Raw genomic sequence first — 25,952 nt, 5'->3', positions numbered from 1 at the left:
GTGGCAATGACGCCACCGATCGGCGACCACAGAAGGGTCTCGACGTGAAACTCGAGTTGCGAGGGATTACCAAAAGGTTTGGTGACTTCGTGGCGAACGACCGCATCGACCTCACGGTCGAGCCTGGCACCGTGCATGCCCTGTTGGGCGAAAACGGGGCGGGCAAGTCGACGCTGATGAATGTACTTTTCGGCCTGTACGACGCCGACGGCGGCGAGATTCTGGTAGACGACAAGGTTGTCAACTTTGCGGGACCTGGGGACGCCATGCGCGCAGGCATCGGCATGGTGCACCAGCACTTCATGCTGATTCACCCGTTCACCGTGGCGGAAAACGTGATGCTTGGGCACGAGAGTCTCAAGTCAAACGGGCTTCTCGACCTTGCCGCCGCGCGAGTCAGGGTTCGTGAACTTTCCGACCGCTTCGGGTTCAATGTGGACCCCGACGCGCTGGTCGAGGACCTCGCGGTGGGAGCCCAGCAGCGCGTGGAGATCATCAAGGCGTTGTCACGCGATGCCAACATCCTGATTTTGGACGAGCCCACCGCCGTGCTCACCCCTCAGGAGACCGACGAGTTGCTCGAGATCGTGCGCCAACTGCGCGATGCGGGCACCTCCGTGGTGCTGATTACCCACAAGCTGCGCGAGGTGCAGGCAGTCGCGGACACCATCACCGTGATTCGGCTCGGCAAGGTCGTTGGCACGGCCGAACCGACCGCCAGCCAGGTCGAACTTGCCACCATGATGGTGGGTCGCGACGTCTCGATGACCGTGGATAAGACGGGAGCCACCCCCGGCGACGTGATGCTGGCTGTCCAGGGGTTGTCCGCGGTCGATGAGGTGGGCGTCACCACTCTTGACGACGTCTCCTTTGACGTGCGCGCAGGCGAGATCCTCGCGATCGCGGGAGTGCAGGGAAACGGCTAAACCGAACTGGCCGAGGTCATCCTGGGGGCCATCGACGCCTCGGCGGGATCCGTCACCCTCGATGGCGAGGAAATGCTCGGAAAGTCGATCAAGGAGGCGCTCGCCACCGGGATGGGTTTTGTCCCGGAGGATCGGACCGCGGACGGCCTGGTCGCGTCCTTCAGCATCGAGAACAATTTGGTGCTCGATCTCATCCGCGAGGCGAAGTTCTCGGTCCGTGGTGGACTCAACATCGCGCAGATCGAGGAGAACGCCGCCCAGAAGATCGTGGAGTTCGATGTGCGCACCACCTCGGCCAAGGCCACTGCGGGTTCGCTATCGGGGGGCAACCAGCAAAAGGTCGTGCTCGCGCGCGAGTTGTCCCGTCCGCTCAAGCTCCTTATCGCGGCGCAGCCCACTCGCGGGCTCGACGTGGGATCCATCGAGTTTGTTCATAAGAGAATCATCGCCGAACGCGATCGCGGCGCCGCCGTCCTGATCGTGTCGTCCGAGCTCGACGAGGTGGTTGCACTCGCCGACCGCATCGCCGTGATGTATCACGGAAGGGTTGTCGGCATCGTGCCGCCCGACACCGATCGAAATACGCTCGGTCTGATGATGGCTGGCGCACACCAGGAGGAAGTCGCGTGACCGCAACCGCTACCGAGCCCAGCACCTCGCGGGGCCCTGACGATAAGCGTGAGGAGAACGTCCTCCGCTCGATTGTCGAGTCCAATGGATTGGTCGTGTTCCTTGCGATCGTGTCGGCGCTCGTCGTCGGCGCACTGCTTGTGGTGCTCTCCGACCAGTCGGTACAGACGGCCTCGGGCTACTTCTTCTCGCGCCCTAGCGACACGCTGTCGGCCTCTTGGAAGGCGATCTCGGACGCCTACATCGCGATGTTCCAGGGGTCGATCTACAACGTCACCGCCCACACGTTCTCGGCGGGCATCAGGCCGCTCACCAACACACTGACCTTCTCGGCGCCCCTGATCTTCGCGGGCCTCGGCCTTGGCGTCGGCTTCCGCGCCGGTCTGTTCAACATCGGTGCTCAAGGGCAGGTCATCCTCGGCGCCACAATGGCCGGATTCATTGGTTTCCAGTTCCACCTGCCGTGGGGCATTCACCTGGCTGTCGCCGTCATCGGCGCGATCCTCGGCGGCGCCCTGTGGGGTTTCATCCCCGGACTGCTGAAGGCCACCACGGGGGCGCATGAGGTGATCGTCACGATCATGCTCAACTACGTGGCCGTCTACGGCCTCGCGTGGCTGCTCAGCCTCAAGTCCTGGCAGGTACCAGGTTCAGGCAACCCCAAGTCTCCCCAAATCGACGCCACGGCGCAGTGGCCCCCCATGTTCGGTAGCTCCTACAACCTGCACTGGGGATTCGTGGCGGCGCTGGCCGCCGCGGTCGGCGTGTGGTGGCTCATGGAACGCTCCATCCTCGGGTTCACGTTCCGTGCGGTGGGCGCGAACGCGGCGGCCGCGACCAAGGCAGGCATGAACGTCAAGCTCACCTACGTGCTCGTCATGGTGGTGGCGGGCGCTCTCGCGGGCCTCGCCGGTGCCAGCCAGGTCCTCGGAACCGAGAAGGCCCTGACGGGTGGCATCGCCGGCTCGATCGGCTTTGACGCCATCACGGTGGCACTGCTGGGCAGGTCTCGCCCCGCAGGCATCGTGGCCGCAGGCATCCTGTTCGGTGGCCTGCGAGCCTCCGGGCCGACGCTCCAGGCCCAGGCCGGATTGCCCATCGACATCGTGCTCGTGATCCAATCGGTGATCGTGCTGTTCATCGCGGCGCCGCCGCTCGTGAGATTCCTGTTCCGGTTACCCGATCCTCGCCACCCGAAGGAGGTGACGGCATGACCACCGTCGAAGCGTCAGTGAGCGTCACGACGGACAGGTCTGCACCGTCGTTCGTCAAGCAGTGGAAGGCAGTGATCGGCTACGGCGCGATCGGGCTGTTGAGCCTCTTCGCCTTCGGATTCGGCACGGCCAGCGGCGTCTCCACGAGCTTTGCAGTGTCGCGACCGAATGACACCATCAAGTTGCCCCACTTCTCCGTGCCATCCCAAACCACGACCATCACGCTTTCCATCCTTCTGCTCGCACTCGCCTGCTTCCAGGTCTGGGCACAGCGGCGCAAGATGCGCGTGGGCGTGTGGCTCCCGATCGTTTTCGCCGTGGTCTTCATGGCCGCGCTACTGACGTGGGCGGGTGCGGGTCGCGCGAACACCGACATGGCCATCACCGGGCTGCTGGTCTCGGGCGTCTTCCTCGCTGTGCCGCTGGTATTCGGCGCCATGGCCGGCACGCTGTGCGAGAGATCTGGCATCGTCAACATCGCCATCGAGGGTCAGTTGCTCGGCGGCGCCTTCCTGGCCGCCGTGGTCGCTTCCGTGACGCACAACGCCTACCTCGGCATGGTCGCTGCACCCCTCGCTGGCGCGCTCGTGGGTGCACTACTTGCCCTGTTTGCAGTTCGGTATTGGGTGGACCAAATCGTGGTGGGCGTGGTCCTCAACGTTCTCGTCATCGGCATCACGAACTTCCTGTACTCCACGGTGCTCACCGGAAACAGGGACCTCAATCAGGCGGGCGCGCTGATCGGGGCGCACGGCGGCGTGATCATGCATTCCCTGCCCATTCCGCTGCTCGCCGACATTCCCATCATCGGCCCCGTGTTCTTCGACCAGAACGCGCTCGTGTATCTCATGTACGCGATCGTGATCGTGTTCCAGATCATGCTGTTCAAGTCCCGCTGGGGCCTGCGGGTGCGCGCCGTCGGCGAGCACCCCATGGCCGCGGACACCGTCGGTATCAAGGTCAACCGCACCCGGGTGCGCAACACGATCCTTGGCGGTGCCATCGCCGGGCTTGGCGGCGCGTTCTTCACCGTCGCATCGGGGTTGGCGTTCTCCAAGGAGATGACCGCGGGCAAGGGCTATATTGCCCTGGCCGCCATGATTCTGGGTCGCTGGAATCCGAAGGGCGCCCTGGCGGCCGCCCTGCTGTTCGGTTTCGCCGACGCCCTGCGCATCCAGTTGGGAGTCGTCGGTTCGGCAATTCCGAGCCAGTTCCTGGCGATGCTGCCTTACCTCGCCACCATCTTTGCCGTGGCCGGGCTGGTGGGCAGGTCCCGCCCGCCGGCCGCCGAAAACATCCCCTACAAGAAGTAGTCCATGACTGACATCGATTGGGGCGCCCTGCGCTCGGCGGCCAGCGCCGCTTCCGCACGGGCATACGTGCCCTACTCCCACTACCCGGTGGGAGCCGCGGCGCTGACCGACACGGGCAACATCGTCACGGGTGCCAACGTCGAGAACGCGTCGTATGGCCTCACGCTGTGCGCCGAGTGCGCCTTGGTCTCCAAACTGCACACCGATGCACTGGGCACCCGCCTGGTCGCGTTCGCTTGCGTCGACGCGGCGGGCGCCCCGCTGCAGCCATGCGGCCGATGCAGGCAACTGCTCTACGAATTCGGCGGCGACGAGTTGCTGATCGACGGCCCAGAGGGCACCCTGACCATGAAGGACATCTTGCCGTGGGCGTTTGGCCCTGCCCATTTGGAAAACCACACGCACCTGGAGGACACCAAGTGACCGAGGCCTTTGACGCCGTCGACGTGATTGTCACCAAGCGCGACGGCGGGCGCCTGAGCGCGGAACAGATCGACTGGGTGGTGGACGCCTACACGCGCGGGGTGGTGGCCGACGAGCAGATGAGTTCGCTCGCCATGGCGATCCTGCAGCGCGGAATGGATCGCGCGGAGATCGCGCGGTGGACCAAGGCCATGATCGCCACGGGAGAGAGGCTCGACTACTCGGGCCTCGACCGCCCCACCGCCGACAAGCACTCGACCGGCGGCGTCGGCGACAAGATCACGTTGCCGTTGGCCCCCCTCGTGGCGGCGTGCGGTGTGGCCGTTCCCCAGTTGTCCGGCCGCGGACTCGGCCACACGGGCGGCACGCTCGACAAGCTCGAGTCGATCCCCGGCTGGCGCGCGTCCCTCACCAACGACCAGATGTACGCGCAACTGCGCTCGGTGGGTGCTGTCATTTGCGCGGCAGGCACAGGCTTGGCCCCCGCCGACAAGAAGCTCTACGCCTTGAGAGACGTCACCGGCACGGTTGAGGCCATCCCGCTGATCGCCAGTTCGATCATGTCCAAGAAGATCGCCGAGGGCACCGGCGTACTGGTGCTTGACGTCAAGGTGGGTTCGGGTGCGTTCATGAAGGACATCGACATGGCGCGCGAGCTTGCGCGCACGATGGTCGAGTTGGGTGCCGACGCGGGCGTGGTCACGTCGGCGCTGCTGACCGACATGTCCACGCCGCTCGGCCGCGCCGTGGGCAACGGCCTTGAGGTGACGGAGTCCGTCGAGGTTCTCGCAGGAGGCGGCCCCGCCGACGTCGTCGAGCTCACCATCATGCTTGCCCGCGAGATGCTTGCCGGCGCAGGCGTGACCGACGTTGACCCCGCCGAGGCTCTTGCCGATGGCCGCGCAATGGATGCCTGGCGTCGCATGATTTCCGCCCAGGGCGGCGACCCCGACGCGGTCATGCCTGTCGCGCCCCACATCGAGGAGGTGCGGGCCGAGGCGGATGGCGTCATTACCCGCATGGACGCGATGGGTGTGGGCGTCGCCGCGTGGCGACTGGGCGCGGGGCGAGCCCGTAAGGAGGACCCCGTCCAGGCATCGGCCGGAGTGTTCCTGCACAAGACGCTTGGCGAGACCGTGCGCAAGGGCGACGTCATCATGACCCTCAACACCGAGACCCCCGAACGCTTCGCGCGCGCCAAGCAGGCGCTGGTCGACGCTTGCGGCGGGACTGGAGCCGTCGAGATCGCGTCCAGCGGTGCCGCGCGTGGGCCGATCGTGCTCGACCGCATCGGGACGGCCACGTAGGTGGGTTGGACGCTGGTGTCACTCGCGGCGCGCGCTGGACGCGCGCTTGGTGGACGCCGCGGGTTCGTGTCCGAGGCGGCGACGGGCAGGGCGATCACTCTCGCCACCGGCGCATCGGACCGCCCGGACGTGTTCGCCCGGCGGTGCTCCCGCGCGCTTTCGAGGGTGTCGTTCGCCGACAAGAAGGCGCTCGAGACCGCTCTGCACGAGATGGGTCAGGACGCGCCCGTGATCGAGCGTGCGGTGGCGAGCGGCGCGCCCATCGAGGCGGTGGCCGCTCTCGCGGCGTCGTGGACGGAGCTCGACCCGGAGGACAGGGCGCTCATCCGTTACCCCGCGCGCAGGCGCGATCCCGGCGCGGTCAACTGGGGCGCGGTGCGCGCCACCCAGGTGGACCAGACCACGTGCGGGGCCGCGTCGATGGCGATGATGCTCATGATTGGAGACCCCTTCGTGGCGGCCTGGGTCGCCGTCGGCTACCGCGGCGGCTGGTACATGCCGCCCGAGGCGCTCGCCGCGAGCGTTGAGGCCGACGTTTCGGGCCACGGACTCCACACCGTCGCCGACCGTTGGGAGGCCCTGCAGCGAGTCATGCATTCGCTCGTGACACGGCACGGGCTCGGCCTGCTCCCGTGGCCGCTTGCGTTGGGCAGCCCGCCGTGGCGGCTCGACAACGCGACGCGTTTTGGCGGACTGCGCTTTCGCGGGGCTCTCGTGGACGATGCGCGGGATGACGAGGTGGCGGCGCTCGGGGCCCACATTCGCGCCGCCGTGGCCGACGGTATCCCGGTGCCGCTGTACGCATCGGGGGACTCCGCGGGCGGGCTGGAGAGCGTGATTCCCCGCCATGTGGTGCTGGTGGTGGGGCTCGATGGAGAGGGGTTCCTGGTCTACGAGCCGTCGACTGGCGCGCTGCACAAGCTGGATCTCGGAGCGCTTGGGGGCGAGCCGTTGGCCGCTTTGGGCAACTGGAACCGGGTGGGCTGGGCGGTGCTGCCCCGGGTTCGGGCCGCGTCGGCCTCGGCTTAGTCCCGCAACGCGGGCCTCTGCGCTTTGTGGGTCATCAGGCACCCATGCGGCTCCTCGCTGCGCGGCAGTGGGTCATCAGGTACCCGCGTTGATCCCGGAACCTCACCGGCATGCCGGATCTTCTGCATGAGTGGGTTTCGATGTCCTCAACCCGCACTCCGCAGATCACGCCCTTGATGAGCGAGACGTTGGGGTTCAGCGTCGCGTCGGCGAAGAAGTCCGCGAACGTCGTCCCGGCCTCGAGATGCCGTGCCAAGAAGGGCCCGTCAAGGCCCGTCAGCCACTCGATGACCTGGTCGAGCTCCGCCTGCGTGCGCCCCTTGCGCTCGACCTTCGCCACGTAGAGCGGGTAGACCGATGCGACCGGCATGCCGAACATCTTGCTCATGGGTTGGAGAGTGGCGCGCACCGGTCATGGAGTCGCGAGAGACCCGAGCGCCGTTGTGTCCGGGCCGCGCCATTGGTCCGTGTGGAGGCGCGGCCACCACGGCTACCGTGGGTGGATGGGATTCCTCGACAAGGTTCGTGGCGGACGCAAGCGCGTCGCGCCGCACGGTCTCTGGGCCGATGACGCCGAGCGGCTCGCGGCGTTCGAGGCGCGCGGGGCCGACGTGACCGCGCCTCGCGAGTCGGAGTTCTTCCTTTCCTTTGCCTCGAGCCCCAGGGCCTCCGCCGCCGCCGACGACCTGCGAGGACGGGGGATTCGCCACGAGATCGTTCCGCCAAGCCACGACATTCCCGAGTGGATGCTGTTCATTCGCGGCTACAGGGTGGCCCTGCTTCCTGAATTTCTGCGCGAGACCGTTGACATGTGTGAGGAGCTCGCCTCGAAACATGGCGGACAGTTCGAGGGATGGGCTGGGCTCTTTACCGAGGCGGAAAAGGACGCCTAGCGGCGGGAGGGTTGGACTGCCGTTTGCCGACGCCTCGCCGTTGTCGCCCTAGGCTTTACCCATGCCCACCCCCGACTTTGTCCTTGACCTGCGCGCCAAGATCGGCCACGACCTGCTGTGGCTCTCTGGCGTAACAGCGGTCGTGTTGCGCGTCACGGCACCGGCCGGGCTCGAGGTGCTGCTCGTGAGGCGCGCCGACACCGGCGCCTGGACCCCCGTCACCGGCATCATTGACCCGGGCGAGCAGCCCGCCGTCGCCGGCGCACGCGAGGTGCTCGAGGAGGCCGACATCGTCGCCGTGCCCGAGGCCCTCACGTCCGTCCGCTCGCTTCCGCCCATGAAGTACGCGAACGGCGACCTGTCGCAATATCTGGACCTCACATTCCGCTTCAGATATGTGTCAGGCGAGCCCCACCCCGCCGACGGCGAGAACACCGACGCCGCGTGGTTCCCCGTCGACGCCATGCCGCCGATGTCGGCCGACATGGCATCCCGCGTCGCATCGGCACTCGAGCCTGGTCAGGTGGCGCGCTTCGAGTGCTGACACGCCCCTGGCCTCGAGGGAAAATGCTAGGGAGGACCGACGTATCGCGGTATGTTCGACGGGTGATCCTCCTAGCGCCCCTCATCGTGGGGGCACCGGCCCTCTGGTGCGCCGTCATCGATGCCCCGGCTACGGCGGTGCTCGCGTGACCGAGGTGTTGGCCCAACGGCTCAAGAGCGCTCGCGGCTGGCTTGTCGGCGTCGTGGTGGGGGCCGGCGCGATCGCGTGGCTTTCCATCGCTTGGGCGTCGGGGAGAAGCCTCGAGTATTCGGGCCACCTCGGTGTGGTTGGCGTCGCCCTCACACTCGGATCGGCAGAGGCCGCCTACCTGGTGTGGCGCAACTGGGCGCTTGAGCAGCGCGGTCCCGCCTACGGCGCGGCAGGCGGCGCTGGCATCGGTTCGCTCCTCATCCTCGGGTCCACCCTTGGAGCAGTGGAGGGCGAGCGCATCGTCGCCATGGCGATGGGAGTGGGCCTGCTCGGCGTGGCGACGGCCGTTGGGCTCCTCGGTGTCTATCGCGCGACCGGCAAATCGACCCCCGCCACGGCTACCGCAATGGTCACCGTGCTTGCCCTCGCGTACTTCGCGTCGGTACTCTGGGCGGCGGTCCCGTAGGAGTCGCCGTAGGCTGGTGGGCATGACCCTCACCGCTGAAGAGATCCGAATCCTGCCCAAGATTGTTCTGCACGACCACCTCGACGGGGGCCTTCGACCGGCAACGCTGATAGAGCTGTCCGCAGAGATCGGACACGAGCTTCCCACGACCGATCCCGACGCGTTGGCGCGCGACTTTGCCCAGAATGCGAACTCCGGGTCCCTCGTTCGCTACCTCGAGGCGTTCTCCCATACTGCTGCCGTTATGCAGACGGCCGCCAACCTCACGCGCGTGGCCCGCGAGGCCGTCGTCGACCTCGCCGCGGACGGCGTGATCTACGCCGAGCTGCGCTACGCCCCCGAGCAGCACCTCGAAGGCGGGCTCACACTGCAAGAGGTCGTCGAGGCCGTCCAGGACGGAATCAAGGAGGGCATCGCAGAGGCCGCCGAGGCAGGCTATGGCATCCGCGCCGCCGCTCTCCTGGATGCGATGCGCCACTTGGACCGCTCCTTCGAGATCGCCGAACTCGCGATCGCTAACCGCGGCCGCTGCTGCGTCGGCTTCGACATCGCAGGCCCCGAGCTCGGCTTTCCTCCCTCGAACCACCGGGCGGCATTCCAGTTGCTGCGCGAGAACCTCATGCCCGTCACCATTCACGCGGGAGAGGCCGACGGTGCCGCTTCCGTTGGCGAGGCCCTCGGGCTGGGCAGCGCGCGCAGGCTCGGTCACGGCGTGCGCATCCACGAAGACATCGAGGGCTTTGGCACCGACGAGGAGCCTGTGTTCGGCATCATCGCGCAGCACGCGCTCGACGAGCAGATTCCGCTCGAGTGCTGCCCCACGTCGAATGTCCAGACGGGCGCTGCCACGTCCATCGAGGATCACCCCATCCACGAGCTGCGCGACCTGGGTTTCGCAGTGACCATCAACACCGACAATCGCCTGGTATCAGGGGTGTCGATGTCCGGCGAGTTCGCGAAGTTGGTCGAGGCTGGCTGGACGCTCGAGGACCTCTTCGAGGCGACGCTCGTGGCCGCTTGGGGTGCGTTCCTTCCCTACGACGAGCGCGCCGAACTCGCGGAGCGCGTCGTGGAAGGCTACGAGTCATGAGCGCGCTGACGCGGGCCGAGCTCGCCCACATGGTTGACCACACCCTGCTCGCGCCGACGGCAACGCCGGCCGATGTCGCGGCCCTGGTCGCGGAGGGTGCGGCTTTGGGTGTGTACTCCGTGTGCGTGTCGCCCTCGATGATTCCTTTGTCGGTGCCGGAGGGCCTGTTGGTCGCGGTCGTGTGTGGCTTCCCCTCGGGAAAGCACACCTCGGCCGTCAAGGCGATCGAGGCCGCTGAATCCGTGGCGCTTGGCGCCGATGAGGTCGACATGGTGATCGACGTTGGCGCCGCCTTGGCTGGCGACTTCGCGGCCGTCGAGGCCGACATCGCCTCCGTGCGTGCGTCTACCGCGGGTGTGGTGCTCAAGGTCATCATCGAGTCCGCCGCGCTGACCGATGAGGCGATCGTGGGCGCTTCCAAGGCTGCCATGGCTGCCGGTGCCAATTTCGTCAAGACGTCCACGGGCTTCCACCCCTCTGGTGGGGCGTCGGCGCATGCCGTTGCCCTCATGCGCGCGACGGTGGGCCCCGACATGGGTGTGAAGGCGTCGGGCGGGATTCGCACGGCCGAGGCCGCGCTCGAGATGATCGCGGCCGGCGCCACGCGCTTGGGGCTGAGTGGGACCCGCGCCGTGCTCGACGGACTCGACGCCGATGGTGTCGACGAAGCCGCCGCGACTGAGGATGCCGCGGGGTACTGATTTGTAGGGGCGGTCGTCAGGCGCGCCTCATCCGGACATGTACCGGTTGAGAGCAACCCTGAGGAGGGGACATGACCGATCACAAAACGCGCGACCTCGACACACTGCTGAGCGAGTGCGCACCCGCGATCAGCGAGCACGGGCCTTTGCGCGGTGCTGCGCTTGAGGCCATGGCGCGGGACGCGCGCCCGACTCCGCGACGTGTGCGTCGTCCGCTCGCGATCGGCGCGGGAGCCTTCGCGCTTCTGCTCGCTGGCGGTGCCGCGGCGGGCGCGGCGTACGACTGGCACGTGCCGTGGCAAGACGATGCCGCGCCGTTCGCCTTCGCGTTGCCGAGCGGAGCCGAGTGCAACGGAATTCTGGGCAATGTGCAGGGTCCGGCCGATGAGGTGGCGGCGACCAACGCCTTCTTGGGCCGCTCAAATCTGCTCGACGTCGTCGACATCGATGCCGGGATCGCCTGGCTCCGCGCGCACCCGATGCCGTTCCAGCTTGCGGACGGTAGCGAGGAAATCATGGTTCCAGGCAGTCCCCACTGGACGGCCGACTTTGAGTACGAGTTGGGCTTCCAAATGGCGTACCAGGACGCAATTCGGTCCAACCTCGCCGCCCAGGGCTACGACATGAACTCGCTGGAAGGGTGGGAAGCAGTCCTTACGTGCCCCAATGCCGAACTTCCGGACATGACGGACGTCGTCGGGTGAATGACGTCGTCCCCGCGCTCGACGAGAACGCCGGCGCGCTGCTCAACTACCTTGAGCGGCGCATCGGCATCGACGACGCACCCGACGCGCTCGCCGAGGTGATGACAGTGGTGTGGCGCCGGGAGGGTGACCTGCCAGCGGATGCCACCGAGGCACGCATGTGGATGTTCGGGATCGCCAAGGGGGTGTTGGCGAACGCGGCGCGGGGCAAGGTGCGCCGCGCCAAGTTGGCCGGCCGGTTGCGAGCGGTGACGGCGGCATCGGATGGTGCGGCATCTGCGACAACGCCGCCTGCGGATCAGGGTCACGACGTGCGCGACGCGATCGCCCGCCTCGACCCCGAGCTCGCCGAGGTGGTGCGCCTGGTCCACTGGGACGGCTTCAGTCTGGGGGAGGTCGCCGCGCTCGAAGCGATCCCTGCCTCCACGGTGCGCAGCCGCTACGCGCGCGCGAAGCGGGAACTCGCGGTGGCGCTGGGCATCGCTGCAAGAGAGCCCGTGGTGGAGCGAGCCTAGAACGCGCTTGGGGGAGCTGGCGCGAGCACGCTCCAGATTGGTGGACGCCGCGTCGATTCGGCGCTCATGACCACTCATGAGGGTCCCATGCACCTCAGTCGGCGCTGGTGACCACTCGCGTCGAGCCACCACGGCACGCGCTCACAACGGGCGAGTGGGCGTGAGCGCCGACTGGGACGCAGCAGCCACCGCTGAGTGGTCACCAGCGCCGACTAGGGCGTTTAGACGCCCAGCAGGGCCTCCACATCGGCACGCAGGGCTGCCATGGCCTCGGTGGCACGAGCGCGCGCACCGCGCACGTCACCACCGCGCACGTCACCACCGCGCACGTCACCACCAACGCCATCGACACCAACGCCGTCGACACCAGCGCCATCGACACCAGCGCCGTCACCAACGGCCAAGGGCTCGATGACCTCGAGGTACGCCTTGACCTTCGGCTCGGTCCCGGATGGCCGAATGATGACCCGCGCGCCCGACTCCGCGGCAAGGTGCAGCCCGTTCGTGGGCAGCAGTCCCGCGAAGCCTTCGTTCATGTCGTCGGTGGCGATTACGGGCGACCCGGCGAGCGTTGCAGGGGGAGAGGCGAGCAAGCGAGACATCAACTCAGGGATCTGCGCCACGTCGTCAAAACGGGCAGATACCTGGGACGACAGGTACACGCCGTACTCGCGCGCGAGGTCGTCGATCGCGTCGGCCAACGTGCGGCCGGCCGCCTTCAACTCGGACACCATCTCCGCGATCATCACTGCGGTTGAGATCCCGTCCTTGTCCAGCACTAACTCGGGTGCAACGCAATAGCCGAGCGCCTCCTCGTAGCCGTAGACCAGGCCGGGAGCCCGCGCGATCCACTTGAAGCCGGTGAGCGTCGAGGCGTGGCGCAGTCCGTGGCGCGCGGCAATGGCCGCGAGTTGCTGAGACGAGACGATCGAGTTCGCCAGCGTGGGGGTGGCCGACGCGGGGGCGACGGGGGTGGTTGACGCGGGGGCGACGGGTGCGGTTGACGCGGGGGCGACGGGTGCGGTTGACGCGGGGGCGGAGGGGACGGCAGACGGCGGTGCCGAGGCGTCACGGGTCATCGCGGCGAGCCGTTGAGCGATGCGCTCGCCCAGCAGCGAGCCCACCACGTCGCCGTGCAGCATCTGCCAGCCGCCGTCGATCACGGTCGCGACCGCGCAGCGGTCCGTGTCGGGGTCGTTGGCAATCACCACATCGGCCTCGATGGTCGTGGCCAGCTTGAGTGCGAGGTCGATCGCGCCGGGCTCCTCGGGGTTGGGGAAGGCGACGGTGGGGAAGTCAGGGTCCGGCGTGGCCTGCTCGGGCACGGAGGTGAGGTCGGTGAAGCCCGCGCGGCTCAGCGCGTTGCGCACGGTCGCATCGCCGACGCCGTGGATGGGGGTCAGGACGACGCGCAGCGCCGCGCGCCTTGCGGCCACGGATGCGGGTGACGAGGCGTCGCCGGAAGCGGCCACGGTGGCGGGCACCAGCGCGGCCACCTTCGCCGCGTACTCGTCGACGATGCTCGGGTCGAGGACCTCCCAGCCGGACTCGGCGTGGGGCACCGACGCGACGGATGGCACCGCGGCGATGAGCGCGGCGATCCCGGCATCGTGCGGCGGAACGATCTGTGCGCCCGCGGCCTCGGGCGTGATCGAGGCGCCCAGGTAGACCTTGTAGCCGTTGTCCCATGCGGGGTTGTGCGAGGCGGTGACCATCACGCCAGCGTCGGCGCCGAGCGCCCGCACCGCGTAGGCGAGCAAAGGGGTGGGGAGCGCGGAGGGCAACAGCAGGGCCCGGTGTCCCGCCGCGACGGCCACGGCAACGGTGTCCACGGCGAAGTCATGCGAGCGGTGGCGGGCGTCGTAGCCGACCACGATTGTGCCCGGATGGCCAAGTTGCGCGGTCATGTATGACGACAGACCCGACGCCGCGCGAATGACGACGGCGCGGTTCATGCGGTTCGGTCCGGCGCCGATGCGGCCGCGGAGGCCGGCGGTGCCGAACTGCAAAAGCCCCGAGAATCGGTCCTCGAGATCGACCAACGCACCTGGCTGCTTGGCGACCGCGGCGTCGAGTACGGACTCGAGCTCGGCCTTGGTGGCGTCGTCGGGATCGTCCGTCAGCCAGATGATCGCCTTGCGGAACAGGTCGTCGGTTTCGGACATCACATCTTCCCGACGACATCCGCGAGCAGGCGAGAGATGCGCGGCCCCGCCTCCCGACCGGCGTCGAGCACCTCTTGGTGATTGAGGTGTTCGCCGCCGATGCCCGCTCCAAGGTTCGTCACGAGCGACAGGCCGAGAATCTCCATCCCCTCCGCGCGGGCGGCAATCGCTTCAAGCGCTGTCGACATGCCCACGAGGTGCGCGCCCCAGCCCGCCGCCATCTGCACCTCGGCGGGGGTTTCGTACTGGGGGCCGGTGAACTGGATGTAGACGCCCTCCGGAAGCGTGGGGTCCACCTCGCGCGCGAGCGAGCGCAAGCGCGAGGAGTAGAGGTCAACGAGGTCCACGAAGGTGGCGCCCTCAAGCGGGGTAACCCCGGTGAAGTTGATGTGGTCACTGATCAGAACCACCGAGCCGGCCCCCACCTCGGGGCGCGTTGATCCGCAACCGTTCGTCAGCACCAGCTGCGTGCAGCCCGCCGCGGCGGCCATGCGCACCGCGTGGGCCACCTTGGCAGCGTCGCGCACTTGGTAGTAGTGCTGCCGCGCGCCCAAGACAAGCACGTGGCGTCCGTCGGCCAGGCGAAGCGAGCGCAGCAAGGGGCTGTGACCGGGGACGACGTGCGCGTCAAAGCCGGGAATCTCGGCCGCGGAAACGGAGGCGACCTCCTCGCCGATGAGTTCTGCAGCGCCGCCCCATCCGGACCCCAGGACAAGGGCGATGTCGTGGTGCGCGATCCCCGTGCGATCGGCGAGGACGGCTGCGGCCTCTGCGGCCAACGCGTGAGCTGTCATAGATCGAGCCTAATCGCCCAGAACGGCACCGGCCACGGACCTGGCGCGGGGGTGTAGCATCGTCAGCGACAGGGGAGCGCCATCCGGCGCTGAGAGTGCGGCTTGCCGCAGACCCTCGAACCTGCTCCGGTTAGCACCGGCGAAGGGAGTCGGGAAGTCTCAAGTGCTCGGCGTGCGGCATGGTGTCGAACGGCGAGTTGCTTCCCCGAGGTGTCCAACGGATTCCACGGGAGCACAAAATCATGACCACGCACCACATCAAGAAGTCCGGCATCGACCGGACGAACAGTTCCGCGCGTTTTGTACTCGCCTCCGGGAGGCCGATGGCCTGGCGGGGCATCGACCTCATCACGGCGGCCATGCTCGCCGTCGCGTTTGGCGTCGTCTTCTGGGCGTTTGACACCTTCGTCTACCCGGGCGTTGGCGTCGTGACGGCCGCCTTCCCCCCGGCCGCCGAACTGGCTCTCGGCGTGTGGCTCATCCCCGCGGTAGTGGGTGGCCTGGTAGTGCGCCGACCGGGTGCGGCCGTGCTCACCGAAGTGATCGCGGCCAGCGTCGAACTCTTCCTCGGCAATCAGTGGGGTGTTGCCGTGTTGCTGTCGGGCACGCTACAGGCGCTTGGAGTCGAGTTGGTTCTCGCGATGCTGCTCTGGCGGCGGTTCGGCGTGGTGATCGCCGCGCTCGGCGGGCTTCTCTCGGCAGCGATGGAAATCACCGGCTACGAGTGGTGGTCGTATGTGGCCGGCTACTCGTGGACCTGGAAACTCGTGTATCTCGCTTGCGGGATGGTATCCGGCGGCTTGATCGCCGGCGTCGGAGGTTGGGCGCTCGTGCGGGCCCTTGCCCGCTCGGGCGCCCTGAATGCGTTCCCCGCCGGGCAGGAAGTCCATGAGGCCGACGCACTCCGCTGATGTGACGGTCCCACCCCCGCGGACGCGCGTGGGCGGTGCTCTTGTCGACATCCAAGACCTGATCTGGCGGCCATTCGGCCGGCGGACGCCCATTCTCGACGGGCTAACCTTGCGCATCGAACCGGGAACGCGAGTGCTGCTCGCCGGGCCGAGCGGCTGCGGGAAGTCGACGTTGCTGCGCGCGATAGCGGGTGTGCTGACCACGACGGAGTCGGGTGAGCTCGCGGGCTCCGTGACTGTCGACGGCGCGGGTTTCGGCGGAGTCGTCTCCCAGAGCAGCGACCTGAACGGCCCCCATTCCCGCGGCGAGGGCGCGAACGTGGGCCTGCTGGTGCAGGACCCCGCAGACGCCGCGGTGGCCGGTCGAGTGGGCCGCGACGTCGCCTTCGGCCTCGAGAACATTGGGGTCGGCCGGGCCGACATCTGGCAGCGCGTGAGACGAACGCTGGACGCGGTGGGCTTTCCGTATGGTCCTCACCACCCGGTGGAGGCGCTTTCCGGCGGGCAGGCCCAGTGCCTCGCCTTGGCAGGCGTGCTGGTCTTGGAACCGGGGCTGGTCCTGCTCGACGAGCCGAGCGCGATGCTCGACCCCGTCGCGGCTGCGGCGGTCCGCGAGGCCATCTGGGGCGCCGTCGGCGCGTCGGGGGCCACGGTCATTTTGGTCGAGCACGAGCTCGACGCCTGGCTACCTCAGATCGACCGCGTCATCGTTCTGCGGCCCGATGGCGCCATCGGCAGGGACGGAACGGTGGCCGAGACGCTGCTGGCCGACGCGGAAGCCCTCGCAGATCAAGGCGTGTGGGTGCCCGCGGCGCGCGCTCCCCGCCCGCTTGCCGTGCCCGCGGAACTCTGCGCCCCGGTGGGTGCGCCCACGCCCACTGGAGGCGCGGTCATGTCGGCGCGCGGCGTCGGCGTGCTGCGCACCACAAGGGAGGGCCTTGGGGGCCGCGAACCCACGTCCGCAATCCGGACGTTGTGGGGGGTGGACGCCGAGGCGCGGGCGGGGGAGATCCTTGCCGTGGTCGGCCCCAGCGGCGCAGGAAAGTCCACTCTCACCGCGCTGCTGGCAGGCTTGGAGGCGCCCTTCTCCGGGGCCGTCGTCGCCGGTGAATGCGTACGGGCCGGTCTCGGGGAGGATCCCTCCACATGGGGGTCGACGCAGCTCGCTCGGCGCGTGGGATGGGTGCCGCAACAGGCCGAACTGGCCGTGGTCGGGCGCACCGTGAGGGACGACGTGCTCAGCACGTCCCGCAGGCTTGGCATCGAGCAGCCCGAACCACGAGTTGACGCCCTGCTGGAGGTCCTTGGCCTGACCGCATCGGCAGGCGTCGACCCGCACCACCTCTCGGGTGGGCAGATGCGCCGACTGGCGCTCGCGGGTGCGGTCGCCCACGGGCCGTCGCTGCTCGTGCTTGACGAGCCGACCGTGGGTCAGGACCGTCAGACGTGGGCCGCAGTGGCGGGAGTCATCGTGGCGGCTCGCGATGCAGGCACGGCGGTGGTGGTCGCGACCCACGACCCGCTGCTCATCGCGCTGGCCGACCGTTGTATCCGGCTTGAGCAGGGGCGAATCGTGGGCGGCACCCGCGCGGACGGGCGCGACCTCTCCAACGAGCCGATGCCGTGGGAGGACCGGTCCTCATCGGCAGGCCCGCTCCGCTCGACCACGGCGACACCTCGCGCTGCCTTCCGGCCGCTCGCCGCACGCGCTGGACCGTTGGCGCTGCTCGGCGCATCGGCGCTGCTGCTAGCCGGTGGGCTGACGGTCTCTACCCTGCCTCAGGGCCTCATCGGGGTGGCCGCCGAGCTGCTGCTCGCCCCTCTTGTGATTGGCTGGAGGGGCCACGGAATCCGCAGAGTGCTGCCCGGCCTGCTCGCGGTGGCCTCCGTGGGGTTCTCCACGTGGCTGCTGAGCGAAGGACAGAGTCCCGTCATCGCTGCGATCGCCGCGCTGCGTATCGCATTCTTCGTGCTACCAGGCGTGTTGTTGGTGCGATTCATCGACCCATTCGCCTTGGGCGATCATCTGGCGCAGCGCCTGCGGTTGCCGGGACGACCCGTGGTGGCGGCCGTCGCAGCCCTGCAGCGCTTCGAGTCCCTCGCGGAACAGTGGGAACAACTGCGCCGCACACGTAGGGTCAGGGGCCTCGCTGCCGGTCGGTCGCCGGTGGCCAAGGCGCGCGGACTCGTCACACTGACCTTCGCACTCCTGGTGCAGTCCCTACGGCAGGCGGGTCGCATGGCGGTGGGGATGGAGGCCAGGGGGTTCTCCTCGGCCTTGGCCCTCGGAGTGCGGCGCACGTGGGCCGAGGGCGCGCCCTGGTTGCTTGCGGACACGGTGCTCCTGGCACTGGCGGCGGGTGTCGCCGCGATCCCCTTGGTGCTTGCCATCACGCGCTAGGCGCGGACGTGCAGCCTTAAGGGCGCGGCCAGAGTTCGTAGAAATGATGCACCGGGCCGTGCCCGTGGCCGACGTCAAGGGCATCGGCGTGTGCCAGGGCTCCCGTGAGCCAGGCCTTCGCGTCGCGCGCCGCGGTGAGCCAGTCCTCGCGTTGCGGGCGCAAAGCGGCCAGAGCGGAGGACAGGGTGCAGCCGGTGCCGTGGGTGTTCGCGGTGTCGATGCGCGGCCCCACCAATTCGTGTTCGCCCTCGGGCCCGACAAAGACGTCGACCATGTCATGGGAACCGTCCAAGTGGCCGCCCTTGAGCAACACCCGTTGGGCTCCGAGCGACGCGAGAGAGCGTGCCTGCTCGTGCATCTGATCCCTGCTCGTGGCGACGGCGCGCTCGAGGAGCGCCGCGGCCTCGGCCAGATTGGGCGTAATGATCGACGCTCTTGGCACCAGGGCGCGCATCGCATCTACCGCGGTGTCGGCTAGCAGTAGGTCGCCGCTCGTGGCGACCATGACAGGGTCCAGGACGACGACCGGGTTCGGGTGCGATGTCAAGAAGAGGGCCACGGCGTTGACGACGTCGGCGTTGGTGAGCATCCCAATCTTGATCGCATCGAGCCTCGCATCGGCCACAAGGGTTTCTAGCTGTTGTGTCACGAACTCCGCGGGCACGGCATGCACGCCGGTGACCCCGCGAGTGTTCTGGGCGGTGAGTGCCGTGATGACTGCCATGCCGTACGCGCCAAGTGCGCTAAAGGTCTTGAGGTCCGCCTGGATGCCGGCACCGCCGGAGGGGTCGCTACCGGCGATGGTGAGGGCGACGGGGATGGTCATACGCGAACGCCGTCCCACGCCGCCCTGATGGATCCGGTGGCGGCGGCCACGTCGGGCTGACCGCAAATCGCGCTCACGACGGCGACGCCCGCCGCGCCCGTTGCCCGGACCGTGGCGGTGCGACGGGCATCGATGCCGCCTATCGCGACGCACGGCCAGGGGCTCACCGAGAGCACCCGTTCCAGCGTGTCGATGCCGCTTGGCGCGGCCGCGTCTGGCTTGGTGCCCTGGGACCAGATGGGTCCAATTCCTAGATAATCGATGGACTCGCCGTGGTGCCTCGCCGCGTGGACATGGTCGACAGTCTGAACGGACAAACCCAGGTAGGAGTCCTCGCCGAGGATCGCCCGCGCCTCGTCGACGCCCAGATCGGACTGGCCGATATGCGCCCCCTGGGCGCCGATCGCGTGCACGAGATGCACCCGGTCGTTGACCAGAACGGGAACGCCAGAACCCTCGAGCGCCGCGATCACGGCACGTCCGAGCGCCACCATCTCGTCGTCGCTCGCGTGTGGGTCTCGCAGTTGCACCGCGGTGGCACCGGCAGCGGCGGCGGCCCGAGCGGTCGCTGCAGCGCCGAACTCGCCACACAGGACGGTATCCGTGACGAGGTATACCGAGAGATCGATCGGCGCCCTGGCCATGGTCAACTCAGCCGCACGGCGCTCGCGAGCGCCTGTGGAGACAGTGCGGCAAGCTCATCGAGCAACGCCACCGCAAAACTGCCGGGCCCGCGGCTGACGCGTGCCGCCTCGTCCGCCGCCACGGTGAGTGCAGCTGTCGCGGCAGAGGCGGCGAGCAGGCCATCGTCCACCACGGCAGCAAAGGCCGCCATGAGGGCACCGAGGGCGCAGCCGACGCCGGTGACCTGAGTCATGAGGGAGTTTCCGTTCGCGATGCGCACCACCCGCACGCCGTCGGTCAGGTGATCTACTGGGCCGCTGACGGCGACGGTGGTGCCGTAGTGGAGCGCGAGGGCCTTCGCCGCCTCGAGCGCCGCCTCGGGGGTGTCGACAGAGTCGACGCCCTTGCCCCCGGCTCCACCGGCCAGGGCGAGAATCTCCGAGGCATTCCCGCGGATGATACGCGGAGTGGCCGCCTCAATAAGGGCGAGGGCGAGGCCCGTTCGCCAGGCCAAGGCGCCGGCCGCGACGGGGTCGAGCACCCAGGGCGTTCCGGATGCGGATGCGGAGGCCACCGCGGCGGACATCGCGGCGGCGGTCTCTTCGTAAGGGGTGCCGACGTTGACGAGCACGGCTCCGGCGATCACGGCGAATTCTGCGGCTTCGCGAGGGTTGTCCACCATCGCAGGCGCGGCACCGATGGCCAACAACGTGTTGGCGGTCCATTGCGCGACGACGATGTTCGTCAGGCACTGCACGAGCGGCGGCCGCTCCCGCAATAGGCCGAGGGAATCGCCGATGGTATGGGCGGTGGGCTGGGAGAGTTCTGGAGCCACGAGAGTGACGTCCCTTCGCTAGTACGAGCTAGATCAGGTTCGACGGGTGTGTTCTCAGCCGCTTCCCGCATGTGGAAACTGGCACCCCGCGTCGGGACCCACTGTAGACCTCCTGACGGGTCTGCCCATCGGCAGCGCGGCGGAGGCGGGGGATGCGAGCGCTAGTAGCCCTCGCCCGCGGCCTTCGATGCGAGCAGGCGCCTGATCGAGTCGATCTTGACGGCTCGATCGGGGTTGTCGCCCACCCAACCGTCGAGCTCGCAGCCATCGGCGGCGCTGAGGTGCTGACACCCACGGGGGCAGTTCTCGACCTCGTAGGCGGCCACGTCGGGGAACGCCGACATCATGTGCTCGGCATCGACATGCGCCAGGCCAAATGACCGAATACCAGGGGTGTCGATGATCCAACCGCCGCTGGGCACCTCGAGCATGAGCGACGACGTCGACGTGTGACGGCCCCGCCCCGTCACGTCGTTGACGCGGCCAACGGCCCGCAAGGTTCCAGGCGCAAGCGCATTGACCAGCGTCGACTTGCCCACGCCGGACGGGCCAACAAACACGGTCCGCGCGCCCACCAGGGCAGAGCGCAGCAGTTGGAACCCGGGGTCCGCCTCGGGCCCGCCCTCTCGCATCACGGAGGTCTCGATCACTGTCACGCCCAACGGCTGGTACAGCGCGCGCATGTGGTCGGCCAACATGAGGTCGGCCTTGGTGAGCACCAGAATCGCGCCCATGCCCGCGTCGAATCCGGCTACCAGGCAGCGGTCGATGATGCGCGGATTGGGTTCCGGGTCTGCCAGGGAGGCGATGATCGCCAACTGGTCCGCGTTGGCGACGACCACCCGCTCGGCCGGGTCGCTGTCATCCGCCGTGCGCCGGAGCGCAGACGCACGCTCATCGCGCCGCACGATGCGCGCCAAGGTGTCAGGCGTACCGGAGGCGTCGCCCACGAGGCCGATGCGGTCGCCGACGACGAGTCCGCGTCGGCCCAATTCACGCGCCTTGACCGCCATGACGGTGGGTCCGGCCGCGGTAAGAACCGTGTAGCGCCCACGGTCGACGATCGTCACGACGCCGTCGACTGCATCCGCGTGTGCAGGCCTGATCTTGGATCGGGGCCGCGAACTGCGCCCGGGGCGCACCTTGGCGTCGGACTCGTCGTAACCGCTCCAGTCCGTCACGTGACCGCCGGTGAATTCGTCATGCCCCGAGACTACCGATCCTCGGCGACTACTGTGGTGACGGTTCCTGCGAATGCATTGGAGGGTTCGACGATGAACGAAGCACTGAAGGTCGCTGTGGTCGGTACAGGGGGCTGGGGTGCCCAGCACGCGCGGATCCTGTCGCGACGCCACGACGTCGAGTTGGTCGGCATCGTGGGGCGCGACCCTGGCCGCACGGCCGCACGTGCCGCCGAGTTCGCCACGACGCCGTTTACCGACATCGACACGATGCTCGACCAGGCACGGCCCGACCTGGTCACCGTCTGCCTGCCGAACGAAGTCCATTTCGGGCCGACGCTCCACCTCCTGCAGCGCGGCGTGCCGCTCCTGGTCGAGAAACCCCTGGTATTCGACCTTGAAGAGGCCGATGCCCTGCTCGCCGAGGCCGAACGCCGAGGCGTGTTCTTCGCCATCAACCTCAACCACCGCTACGCCGAACCCGTGCAGCGCGCCAAGGCCGCGATCGACGCGGGCGAGCTCGGGGACATCGTGTTCGCCACCTGGCGATTCGGCGGCGAGCCGAACTTCGGCACCAGCCCCCACGCGAACCTGATCGAGACGCAGGTGCACGGCCTCGACATGCTCGAGCACCTGTGCGGCCCCATCAGCTCGGTCGCCGCCCAGATGACCGACATGACGCGTCCGGGGACCTACACGACGCTCGCGGTGGCACTGCGGTTCGCTTCGGGGGCGGTGGGCTCGCTCGTCGGGTCCTACGACTCCTCATATGCCTATCCCGACACCCAGGTGATCGAGGTAAACGGCACGGAGGGACGGCTCATCATCGAGGACACCGTCAAGCGGCTGACGCTGTCGGTGGCCGGGGACGAGATGCGGCGAGTGTGGGAGGCCGGCTACTTCAACGACGAGGCCCGCACGTTCGAATACACCTTCGACCGGCACATGGACGCGGTCTTGGCGGCCCTCCGCGCGGGTCAGCAGCCGCCCGTCCACGCCAGGGAGGGCCGACGCGCGCTTGAGTTGGCGATGGGCATCATCCGGTCGTTCGAGGAGGGTGTGCGGATCGCGGTCTAGGCGAGACGCCGAGAAGTCCAGACGCCGCGAAGCGGCGGCCGCGCGACGCGACGCGACGCGAAAGCGGCTACGCGACGGCCAGCATCGCGCGCCACATCGAGGGAAACTCGGGCATCGTCTTGGAAGTGGTGCCGACGTTGAGCACCTCGACGCCTGCAACGCGCAGGCCGATCACTGCCGCAAAAGTGGCCATTCGGTGGTCGTGATACGTCTCCATGACGGCTCCGACCAGGCCCGCATCGGCGTCGTCCGGGCGCGGCGCGCCGCCGAACTTCAGCGAATCGTCGCCCGCCAGGCACACGCCTCCGAGGCGGTCCACTTCTGTCGCAATGGCGGCCAGTCGATCCGTCTCGTGCCCGCGCAGGTGCCCGATGCCCGTGAGTTCCGACGCCCCAGCAGCGAGGGCGCACAGCGCCGCGATGGTGGGAGTGATCTCGCCGGCGGGCGAGAGGTCTGCGGTGATTCCGCGCACCGTGCCGTCACCGGTGACGGTCATGACGTCTCCCACGAGCTCGCAGCGACCGCCCATGCGCTCGAGAAGCGCGGGAAAGAGGGCGCCAGGCTGGGTCGTCTGTCGCGGCCAACCGGGAATTCGCACCGTTCCTCCCGCCACCAGCGCCGCGGCCATGAAGGGCCCCGCGTTGCTGAGATCGGGTTCGACGCGAATCGAGTCAAAGTGAAGGGTGCCAGGGTGCACGATCCACGTGCGCTCGTCGGGCTGGTCCACGCGGATACCCGCCTCGCGAAGCGTCTCGCAAGTCATGTCGATATGCGGCAGGCTCGGGAGGCTCTCTCCGATGTGGCGCACGGTGAGCCCGCCGGGCAGGCGCGGTGCCACGAGCAGGAGCCCCGTCACGAATTGGGACGATGCCGATGAATCGACGTCGACCGAGGTGGGCACCGATGCGGGAGGGACGACGGTGAAGGGGAGCGTGCCGCGTCCGTCATCATCCACTGTGGCGCCCAAGGCGCGCAGCGCGTCCAACAGCGGTCCCATGGGACGCAAGCGGGCTCCGGCGTCGCCGTCAAAGGTCACTGGCCCCATATCGCCGGCAATTCCTGCCAAGAGGGTGAGCGGGGGGACAAAGCGCATGACCGTTCCTGCGAGCCCGCAGTCGACGTGGACGCCGCCCCGCAACGGGCCGGGAGCGACCGTCCAGACGCCGCCACCGGACGCATCGGCGCCCGTTTCGATCGCCACACCTAGGGAACGCAGGGCCGCAATCATGAGGTCGGAATCCCGGGAAACGAGCCCGCCGCGCACGACGACGGGGGCGTCGGCAAGGGCCGCGAGGACCAGGTAGCGGTTGGTCAACGACTTGGAACCGGGGACGTCAACCGTCGCGTCGAGTTGCCGGGTGCCGTTGAGGGGCGAAGAGACTGGGGCGGGCCACAACTGACCTGGGCCGAGGCCCACGCTGTACGTGGGTGTCACGCGGCCCTGCGGTTCACTTGGTGCCGCGGCCGGACTTCGCGACCGCCTTCTTTTCCTTGGCCTTTTCCTTGGCCTTTTCCTTGGCCTTCACCTGGCGAGCCTTCTTGCGCTTGATGTGGCCCGCGCTGTGGCCGGCCGTCGCGGCGAGCATCGCGCCGCCGAGTAGCGACAGGTTCTTCATGAATTGTTCGAGGGCGGCTTCTCGCTCGGGCCCCTCCTCCATGCGCCAGAACGGTGTTGCGGTGGCCACGGTGACGGCCGCGAGGCCCGTGAGGGCGACTCCCGCAGCGCGGGGACTCTTCGAGAAGGCAAGCACCGTGGCCGCGGCGGCGGTGGCAATGCCATGGGCCCGCACAAGCGCCTCGACGGGCACGTCAACGCCGACCTCGGTCAGGAGGGGCTTGACTACCGGTTCCGCGGCCTCTGCGCCCTTCCGTGGCTCTAGCGCGGCACGCACGCCCCCATAGACGAACCACGAGGCGAGCAACGGACGAGCAAGGGCGCGAGTCATGACTCAAGCCTACTCGCGCGGCGCGAGCCGTACACGGTGGTGGGCAGTGGGCGGCGAAATTCAAGGGTCCTGGTAGCGAGGAAACGACGACGGGGCCGGGCGGCACAGGGAATGTGCATCCGTCGCCAACTGTTGATTCGAACATGACCGTTTTGGAGCTCGAAGCGCCACTCCGCAGTGCAGGAGCGAGCCCGCTGGGCGTGCGGGTAGGCTCTTTCGCGATGAGTGAAGAAACCGGTCTCGACTTCGAGACAGAAGCCCTGTCCTACATGGACCAGTTGTACGCTGCCGCTTTGCGCCTCACGCGCAATAGCGCCGATGCTGAAGACCTTGTCCAGGAGACCTACGCGAAGGCGTTCAAGGCCCAAGACAAGTTCACGATGGGCACCAACCTCAAGGCGTGGCTCTACCGAATCCAAACCAACGCCTTCATCAACACATACCGAAAGAAGCAGCGCGAACCCAAGCGCACCGATGCGGACACGGTCGAGGACTGGCAGCTTGCGGCGGCAGCCGAACACCAGTCGTCGGGCCTCGCGTCGGCCGAGCAAGAGGCGCTCGACTCCCTTGGGGACACGGAGGTGCGCCGCGCCTTGTCCGAGTTGTCGGAGGACTTCAGGATGGCCGTCTACCTCAGCGACGTTGAGGGCTTCGCGTACAAGGAGATCGCCACCATCATGGACACGCCGGTTGGCACCGTGATGTCGCGCCTACACAGGGGAAGGCGCATGCTGCGGGAAAAGTTGCGCGAATATGCGGCAGAACGAGGGATCTACGAGCGCAGTGCGGGAGATGCAGACCATGGCTAAGCGACAGTGCGAAGAAGCACTCGCCAAGTTGTTCGAATACATCGACGGCGAACTCACCGATACCGAATTGCTTCGGATCGGCGAGCACCTGAAGGACTGTCCTCCGTGCGAAGCGGAACATCAGATCAACGAGAAGATTCGGATGCTCGTGTCGCAGGCGCACTCGGATAAGGCGCCTCACCAGTTGCGAGAGCGCGTGCTAAGCACCATTCAGGCGGCGAGAGCCGAACTGCAGGCCGAGGGCTGACACGCCCCAACCGCGAACGAAACACCTGTTAAAACGACGAAACCCGCGTCCCTACGGACGCGGGTTTCGGACGTTGAGGGCTGGCCCCATGCGGATCAAGCGTTGGGACGCTTGCCGTGGTTGGCAGCAGAGTTCGCGCGCGACTTGCGCTTACGGCCCTTCTTGCTCATGGTGTCTCCCTAGTCATTCGGTCAAGCGACCCCCCATCATTCCACACCTGAGACCCTGCGT

The 25,952-nt window shown here is 68.0% G+C and carries 26 protein-coding genes, 2 pseudogenes and 2 riboswitches; of the genes and pseudogenes, 18 read left to right on the top strand and 10 right to left on the bottom strand.

Annotated elements, in window-relative coordinates; all coding sequences use genetic code 11:
* Positions 1-44 precede the first annotated feature (44 nt).
* From BKA03_RS11725 to BKA03_RS11700, 6 genes and pseudogenes are all read left to right on the top strand, one after another.
* Positions 45-1,556: pseudogene (locus BKA03_RS11725) on the top strand (ABC transporter ATP-binding protein).
* Positions 1,553-2,770 carry an ABC transporter permease gene (locus BKA03_RS11720; protein WP_062074103.1) on the top strand — a complete coding sequence of 406 codons (1,218 nt, stop codon included), beginning with the start codon at positions 1,553-1,555 and terminating at the stop codon, positions 2,768-2,770. The pseudogene BKA03_RS11725 and the gene BKA03_RS11720 overlap by 4 nt, the downstream one beginning before the upstream one ends.
* Positions 2,767-4,083 carry an ABC transporter permease gene (locus BKA03_RS11715; RefSeq protein WP_062074102.1) on the top strand — a complete coding sequence of 439 codons (1,317 nt, stop codon included), beginning with the start codon at positions 2,767-2,769 and terminating at the stop codon, positions 4,081-4,083. Before BKA03_RS11720 ends, BKA03_RS11715 begins: the two co-directional genes overlap by 4 nt.
* A gap of 3 nt (positions 4,084-4,086) precedes the next feature.
* Positions 4,087-4,506: a cytidine deaminase gene (locus BKA03_RS11710; RefSeq protein ID WP_062074101.1), complete on the top strand. Its 420-nt coding sequence runs from the start codon at positions 4,087-4,089 to the stop codon at positions 4,504-4,506.
* On the top strand, positions 4,503-5,813 hold the full coding sequence (locus BKA03_RS11705) for a thymidine phosphorylase (protein WP_062074100.1): 1,311 nt from the start codon (positions 4,503-4,505) through the stop codon (positions 5,811-5,813). The genes BKA03_RS11710 and BKA03_RS11705 overlap by 4 nt, the downstream gene beginning before the upstream one ends.
* A gap of 15 nt (positions 5,814-5,828) precedes the next feature.
* A complete protein-coding gene (locus BKA03_RS11700; RefSeq protein ID WP_152649458.1) occupies positions 5,829-6,842 on the top strand; it encodes a hypothetical protein in 1,014 nt (337 codons plus the stop codon).
* Here the strand turns inward: BKA03_RS11700 and BKA03_RS11695 are convergent.
* Positions 6,839-7,230, bottom strand: a pseudogene (locus tag BKA03_RS11695) (DUF2200 domain-containing protein). The gene BKA03_RS11700 and the pseudogene BKA03_RS11695 sit on opposite strands and share 4 nt — an antisense overlap.
* A 115-nt stretch (positions 7,231-7,345) precedes the next feature.
* Between BKA03_RS11695 and BKA03_RS11690 the strand changes: the two are divergent.
* The 7 genes from BKA03_RS11690 (at position 7,346) to BKA03_RS11660 (ending at position 11,905) form a co-directional block, all read left to right on the top strand.
* A complete protein-coding gene (locus tag BKA03_RS11690) occupies positions 7,346-7,735 on the top strand; it encodes a ribonuclease E inhibitor RraB (RefSeq protein ID WP_062074097.1) in 390 nt (129 codons plus the stop codon).
* Between the two features lie 61 nt (positions 7,736-7,796).
* Positions 7,797-8,279 carry an NUDIX hydrolase gene (locus BKA03_RS11685; protein WP_062074096.1) on the top strand — a complete coding sequence of 161 codons (483 nt, stop codon included), beginning with the start codon at positions 7,797-7,799 and terminating at the stop codon, positions 8,277-8,279.
* 145 nt (positions 8,280-8,424) lie between these two features.
* A complete protein-coding gene (locus tag BKA03_RS11680; RefSeq protein WP_062074095.1) occupies positions 8,425-8,895 on the top strand; it encodes a hypothetical protein in 471 nt (156 codons plus the stop codon).
* Between the two features lie 22 nt (positions 8,896-8,917).
* A complete protein-coding gene (locus BKA03_RS11675) occupies positions 8,918-9,985 on the top strand; it encodes an adenosine deaminase (protein WP_062074094.1) in 1,068 nt (355 codons plus the stop codon).
* Complete coding sequence (gene deoC, locus BKA03_RS11670) at positions 9,982-10,686, top strand: deoxyribose-phosphate aldolase (RefSeq protein WP_062074093.1); 705 nt, start codon at positions 9,982-9,984, stop codon at positions 10,684-10,686. Before BKA03_RS11675 ends, deoC begins: the two co-directional genes overlap by 4 nt.
* 71 nt (positions 10,687-10,757) lie before the next feature.
* Positions 10,758-11,390 (top strand): hypothetical protein, encoded by a 633-nt coding sequence (locus BKA03_RS11665; RefSeq protein ID WP_062074092.1) that lies wholly within the window; start codon positions 10,758-10,760, stop codon positions 11,388-11,390.
* Positions 11,387-11,905 (top strand): RNA polymerase sigma factor, encoded by a 519-nt coding sequence (locus tag BKA03_RS11660; protein WP_062074091.1) that lies wholly within the window; start codon positions 11,387-11,389, stop codon positions 11,903-11,905. Before BKA03_RS11665 ends, BKA03_RS11660 begins: the two co-directional genes overlap by 4 nt.
* A gap of 221 nt (positions 11,906-12,126) precedes the next feature.
* Here the strand turns inward: BKA03_RS11660 and BKA03_RS11655 are convergent, their stop codons facing one another.
* The gene (locus BKA03_RS11655) at positions 12,127-14,070 is read right to left on the bottom strand and encodes a phospho-sugar mutase (protein ID WP_083971100.1); all 1,944 of its coding nucleotides are present in this window, start codon (positions 14,068-14,070) and stop codon (positions 12,127-12,129) included.
* Positions 14,070-14,864: a purine-nucleoside phosphorylase gene (locus BKA03_RS11650; protein ID WP_062074090.1), complete on the bottom strand. Its 795-nt coding sequence runs from the start codon at positions 14,862-14,864 to the stop codon at positions 14,070-14,072. The genes BKA03_RS11655 and BKA03_RS11650 overlap by 1 nt, the downstream gene beginning before the upstream one ends.
* A gap of 60 nt (positions 14,865-14,924) precedes the next feature.
* A riboswitch (TPP riboswitch) is annotated at positions 14,925-15,029 on the top strand.
* Positions 15,030-15,106: 77 nt separating this feature from the next.
* On the opposite strand from BKA03_RS11650, the gene BKA03_RS11645 reads away from it, so the two are divergent.
* Both BKA03_RS11645 and BKA03_RS11640 read left to right on the top strand, forming a co-directional pair.
* Positions 15,107-15,775, top strand: a complete 669-nt coding sequence (locus BKA03_RS11645) for an ECF transporter S component (RefSeq protein WP_083971240.1) — start codon at positions 15,107-15,109, stop codon at positions 15,773-15,775.
* Positions 15,753-18,176, top strand: a complete 2,424-nt coding sequence (locus BKA03_RS11640) for an ATP-binding cassette domain-containing protein (RefSeq protein ID WP_062074089.1) — start codon at positions 15,753-15,755, stop codon at positions 18,174-18,176. The genes BKA03_RS11645 and BKA03_RS11640 overlap by 23 nt, the downstream gene beginning before the upstream one ends.
* Positions 18,177-18,192: 16 nt before the next feature.
* On the opposite strand, the gene thiD is transcribed toward BKA03_RS11640, so the two are convergent.
* From thiD to rsgA, 4 genes are all read right to left on the bottom strand, one after another.
* Positions 18,193-19,002 (bottom strand): bifunctional hydroxymethylpyrimidine kinase/phosphomethylpyrimidine kinase, encoded by an 810-nt coding sequence (gene thiD, locus BKA03_RS11635; RefSeq protein WP_062074088.1) that lies wholly within the window; start codon positions 19,000-19,002, stop codon positions 18,193-18,195.
* Positions 18,999-19,646: a thiamine phosphate synthase gene (gene thiE, locus BKA03_RS11630; protein ID WP_062074087.1), complete on the bottom strand. Its 648-nt coding sequence runs from the start codon at positions 19,644-19,646 to the stop codon at positions 18,999-19,001. The genes thiD and thiE overlap by 4 nt, the downstream gene beginning before the upstream one ends.
* Positions 19,647-19,648: 2 nt before the next feature.
* Complete coding sequence (thiM, locus tag BKA03_RS11625; RefSeq protein WP_238579355.1) at positions 19,649-20,461, bottom strand: hydroxyethylthiazole kinase; 813 nt, start codon at positions 20,459-20,461, stop codon at positions 19,649-19,651.
* A riboswitch (TPP riboswitch) is annotated at positions 20,455-20,560 on the bottom strand. Its footprint overlaps the gene before it by 7 nt.
* Positions 20,561-20,622: 62 nt before the next feature.
* A complete protein-coding gene (gene rsgA / locus BKA03_RS11620; RefSeq protein ID WP_062074086.1) occupies positions 20,623-21,642 on the bottom strand; it encodes a ribosome small subunit-dependent GTPase A in 1,020 nt (339 codons plus the stop codon).
* A gap of 93 nt (positions 21,643-21,735) precedes the next feature.
* On the opposite strand from rsgA, the gene BKA03_RS11615 reads away from it, so the two are divergent.
* Positions 21,736-22,719: a Gfo/Idh/MocA family protein gene (locus BKA03_RS11615; RefSeq protein WP_062074407.1), complete on the top strand. Its 984-nt coding sequence runs from the start codon at positions 21,736-21,738 to the stop codon at positions 22,717-22,719.
* A gap of 67 nt (positions 22,720-22,786) precedes the next feature.
* On the opposite strand, the gene aroA is transcribed toward BKA03_RS11615, so the two are convergent.
* The gene (aroA, locus tag BKA03_RS11610; RefSeq protein ID WP_308477977.1) at positions 22,787-24,154 is read right to left on the bottom strand and encodes a 3-phosphoshikimate 1-carboxyvinyltransferase; all 1,368 of its coding nucleotides are present in this window, start codon (positions 24,152-24,154) and stop codon (positions 22,787-22,789) included.
* A gap of 13 nt (positions 24,155-24,167) precedes the next feature.
* Positions 24,168-24,665: a hypothetical protein gene (locus BKA03_RS11605; RefSeq protein ID WP_062074085.1), complete on the bottom strand. Its 498-nt coding sequence runs from the start codon at positions 24,663-24,665 to the stop codon at positions 24,168-24,170.
* A gap of 221 nt (positions 24,666-24,886) precedes the next feature.
* On the opposite strand from BKA03_RS11605, the gene BKA03_RS11600 reads away from it, so the two are divergent.
* The gene (locus BKA03_RS11600) at positions 24,887-25,474 is read left to right on the top strand and encodes a sigma-70 family RNA polymerase sigma factor (RefSeq protein ID WP_062074405.1); all 588 of its coding nucleotides are present in this window, start codon (positions 24,887-24,889) and stop codon (positions 25,472-25,474) included.
* On the top strand, positions 25,467-25,721 hold the full coding sequence (gene rsrA / locus BKA03_RS11595; RefSeq protein ID WP_062074084.1) for a mycothiol system anti-sigma-R factor: 255 nt from the start codon (positions 25,467-25,469) through the stop codon (positions 25,719-25,721). The genes BKA03_RS11600 and rsrA overlap by 8 nt, the downstream gene beginning before the upstream one ends.
* Positions 25,722-25,816: 95 nt before the next feature.
* Here the strand turns inward: rsrA and BKA03_RS15850 are convergent, their stop codons facing one another.
* Positions 25,817-25,891 (bottom strand): 50S ribosomal protein bL37, encoded by a 75-nt coding sequence (locus BKA03_RS15850; protein ID WP_373366744.1) that lies wholly within the window; start codon positions 25,889-25,891, stop codon positions 25,817-25,819.
* Positions 25,892-25,952 lie beyond the last annotated feature (61 nt).

It is taken from the genome of Demequina lutea (genome assembly GCF_013409005.1).
Classification (GTDB): domain Bacteria; phylum Actinomycetota; class Actinomycetes; order Actinomycetales; family Demequinaceae; genus Demequina; species Demequina lutea.
Note: the sequence above shows the minus strand (reverse complement) of the source record. Positions and strands in the feature narration are given on the sequence as shown.

What these genes read in the sequence shown, in the direction of transcription:
- BKA03_RS11715 (WP_062074102.1), top strand. Translation starts at nt 2,767, where the DNA reads ATGACCACCGTCGAAGCGTCAGTGAGCGTCACGACGGACAGGTCTGCA.
- BKA03_RS11710 (WP_062074101.1), top strand. Translation starts at nt 4,087, where the DNA reads ATGACTGACATCGATTGGGGCGCCCTGCGCTCGGCGGCCAGCGCCGCT.
- BKA03_RS11690 (WP_062074097.1), top strand. Translation starts at nt 7,346, where the DNA reads ATGGGATTCCTCGACAAGGTTCGTGGCGGACGCAAGCGCGTCGCGCCG.
- BKA03_RS11685 (WP_062074096.1), top strand. Translation starts at nt 7,797, where the DNA reads ATGCCCACCCCCGACTTTGTCCTTGACCTGCGCGCCAAGATCGGCCAC.
- BKA03_RS11675 (WP_062074094.1), top strand. Translation starts at nt 8,918, where the DNA reads ATGACCCTCACCGCTGAAGAGATCCGAATCCTGCCCAAGATTGTTCTG.
- deoC (WP_062074093.1), top strand. Translation starts at nt 9,982, where the DNA reads ATGAGCGCGCTGACGCGGGCCGAGCTCGCCCACATGGTTGACCACACC.
- BKA03_RS11665 (WP_062074092.1), top strand. Translation starts at nt 10,758, where the DNA reads ATGACCGATCACAAAACGCGCGACCTCGACACACTGCTGAGCGAGTGC.
- BKA03_RS11655 (WP_083971100.1), bottom strand. Translation starts at nt 14,070, where the DNA reads ATGTCCGAAACCGACGACCTGTTCCGCAAGGCGATCATCTGGCTGACG.
- BKA03_RS11650 (WP_062074090.1), bottom strand. Translation starts at nt 14,864, where the DNA reads ATGACAGCTCACGCGTTGGCCGCAGAGGCCGCAGCCGTCCTCGCCGAT.
- BKA03_RS11645 (WP_083971240.1), top strand. Translation starts at nt 15,107, where the DNA reads ATGACCACGCACCACATCAAGAAGTCCGGCATCGACCGGACGAACAGT.
- BKA03_RS11640 (WP_062074089.1), top strand. Translation starts at nt 15,753, where the DNA reads ATGAGGCCGACGCACTCCGCTGATGTGACGGTCCCACCCCCGCGGACG.
- thiD (WP_062074088.1), bottom strand. Translation starts at nt 19,002, where the DNA reads ATGACCATCCCCGTCGCCCTCACCATCGCCGGTAGCGACCCCTCCGGC.
- thiE (WP_062074087.1), bottom strand. Translation starts at nt 19,646, where the DNA reads ATGGCCAGGGCGCCGATCGATCTCTCGGTATACCTCGTCACGGATACC.
- BKA03_RS11615 (WP_062074407.1), top strand. Translation starts at nt 21,736, where the DNA reads ATGAACGAAGCACTGAAGGTCGCTGTGGTCGGTACAGGGGGCTGGGGT.
- BKA03_RS11605 (WP_062074085.1), bottom strand. Translation starts at nt 24,665, where the DNA reads ATGACTCGCGCCCTTGCTCGTCCGTTGCTCGCCTCGTGGTTCGTCTAT.
- BKA03_RS11600 (WP_062074405.1), top strand. Translation starts at nt 24,887, where the DNA reads ATGAGTGAAGAAACCGGTCTCGACTTCGAGACAGAAGCCCTGTCCTAC.
- rsrA (WP_062074084.1), top strand. Translation starts at nt 25,467, where the DNA reads ATGGCTAAGCGACAGTGCGAAGAAGCACTCGCCAAGTTGTTCGAATAC.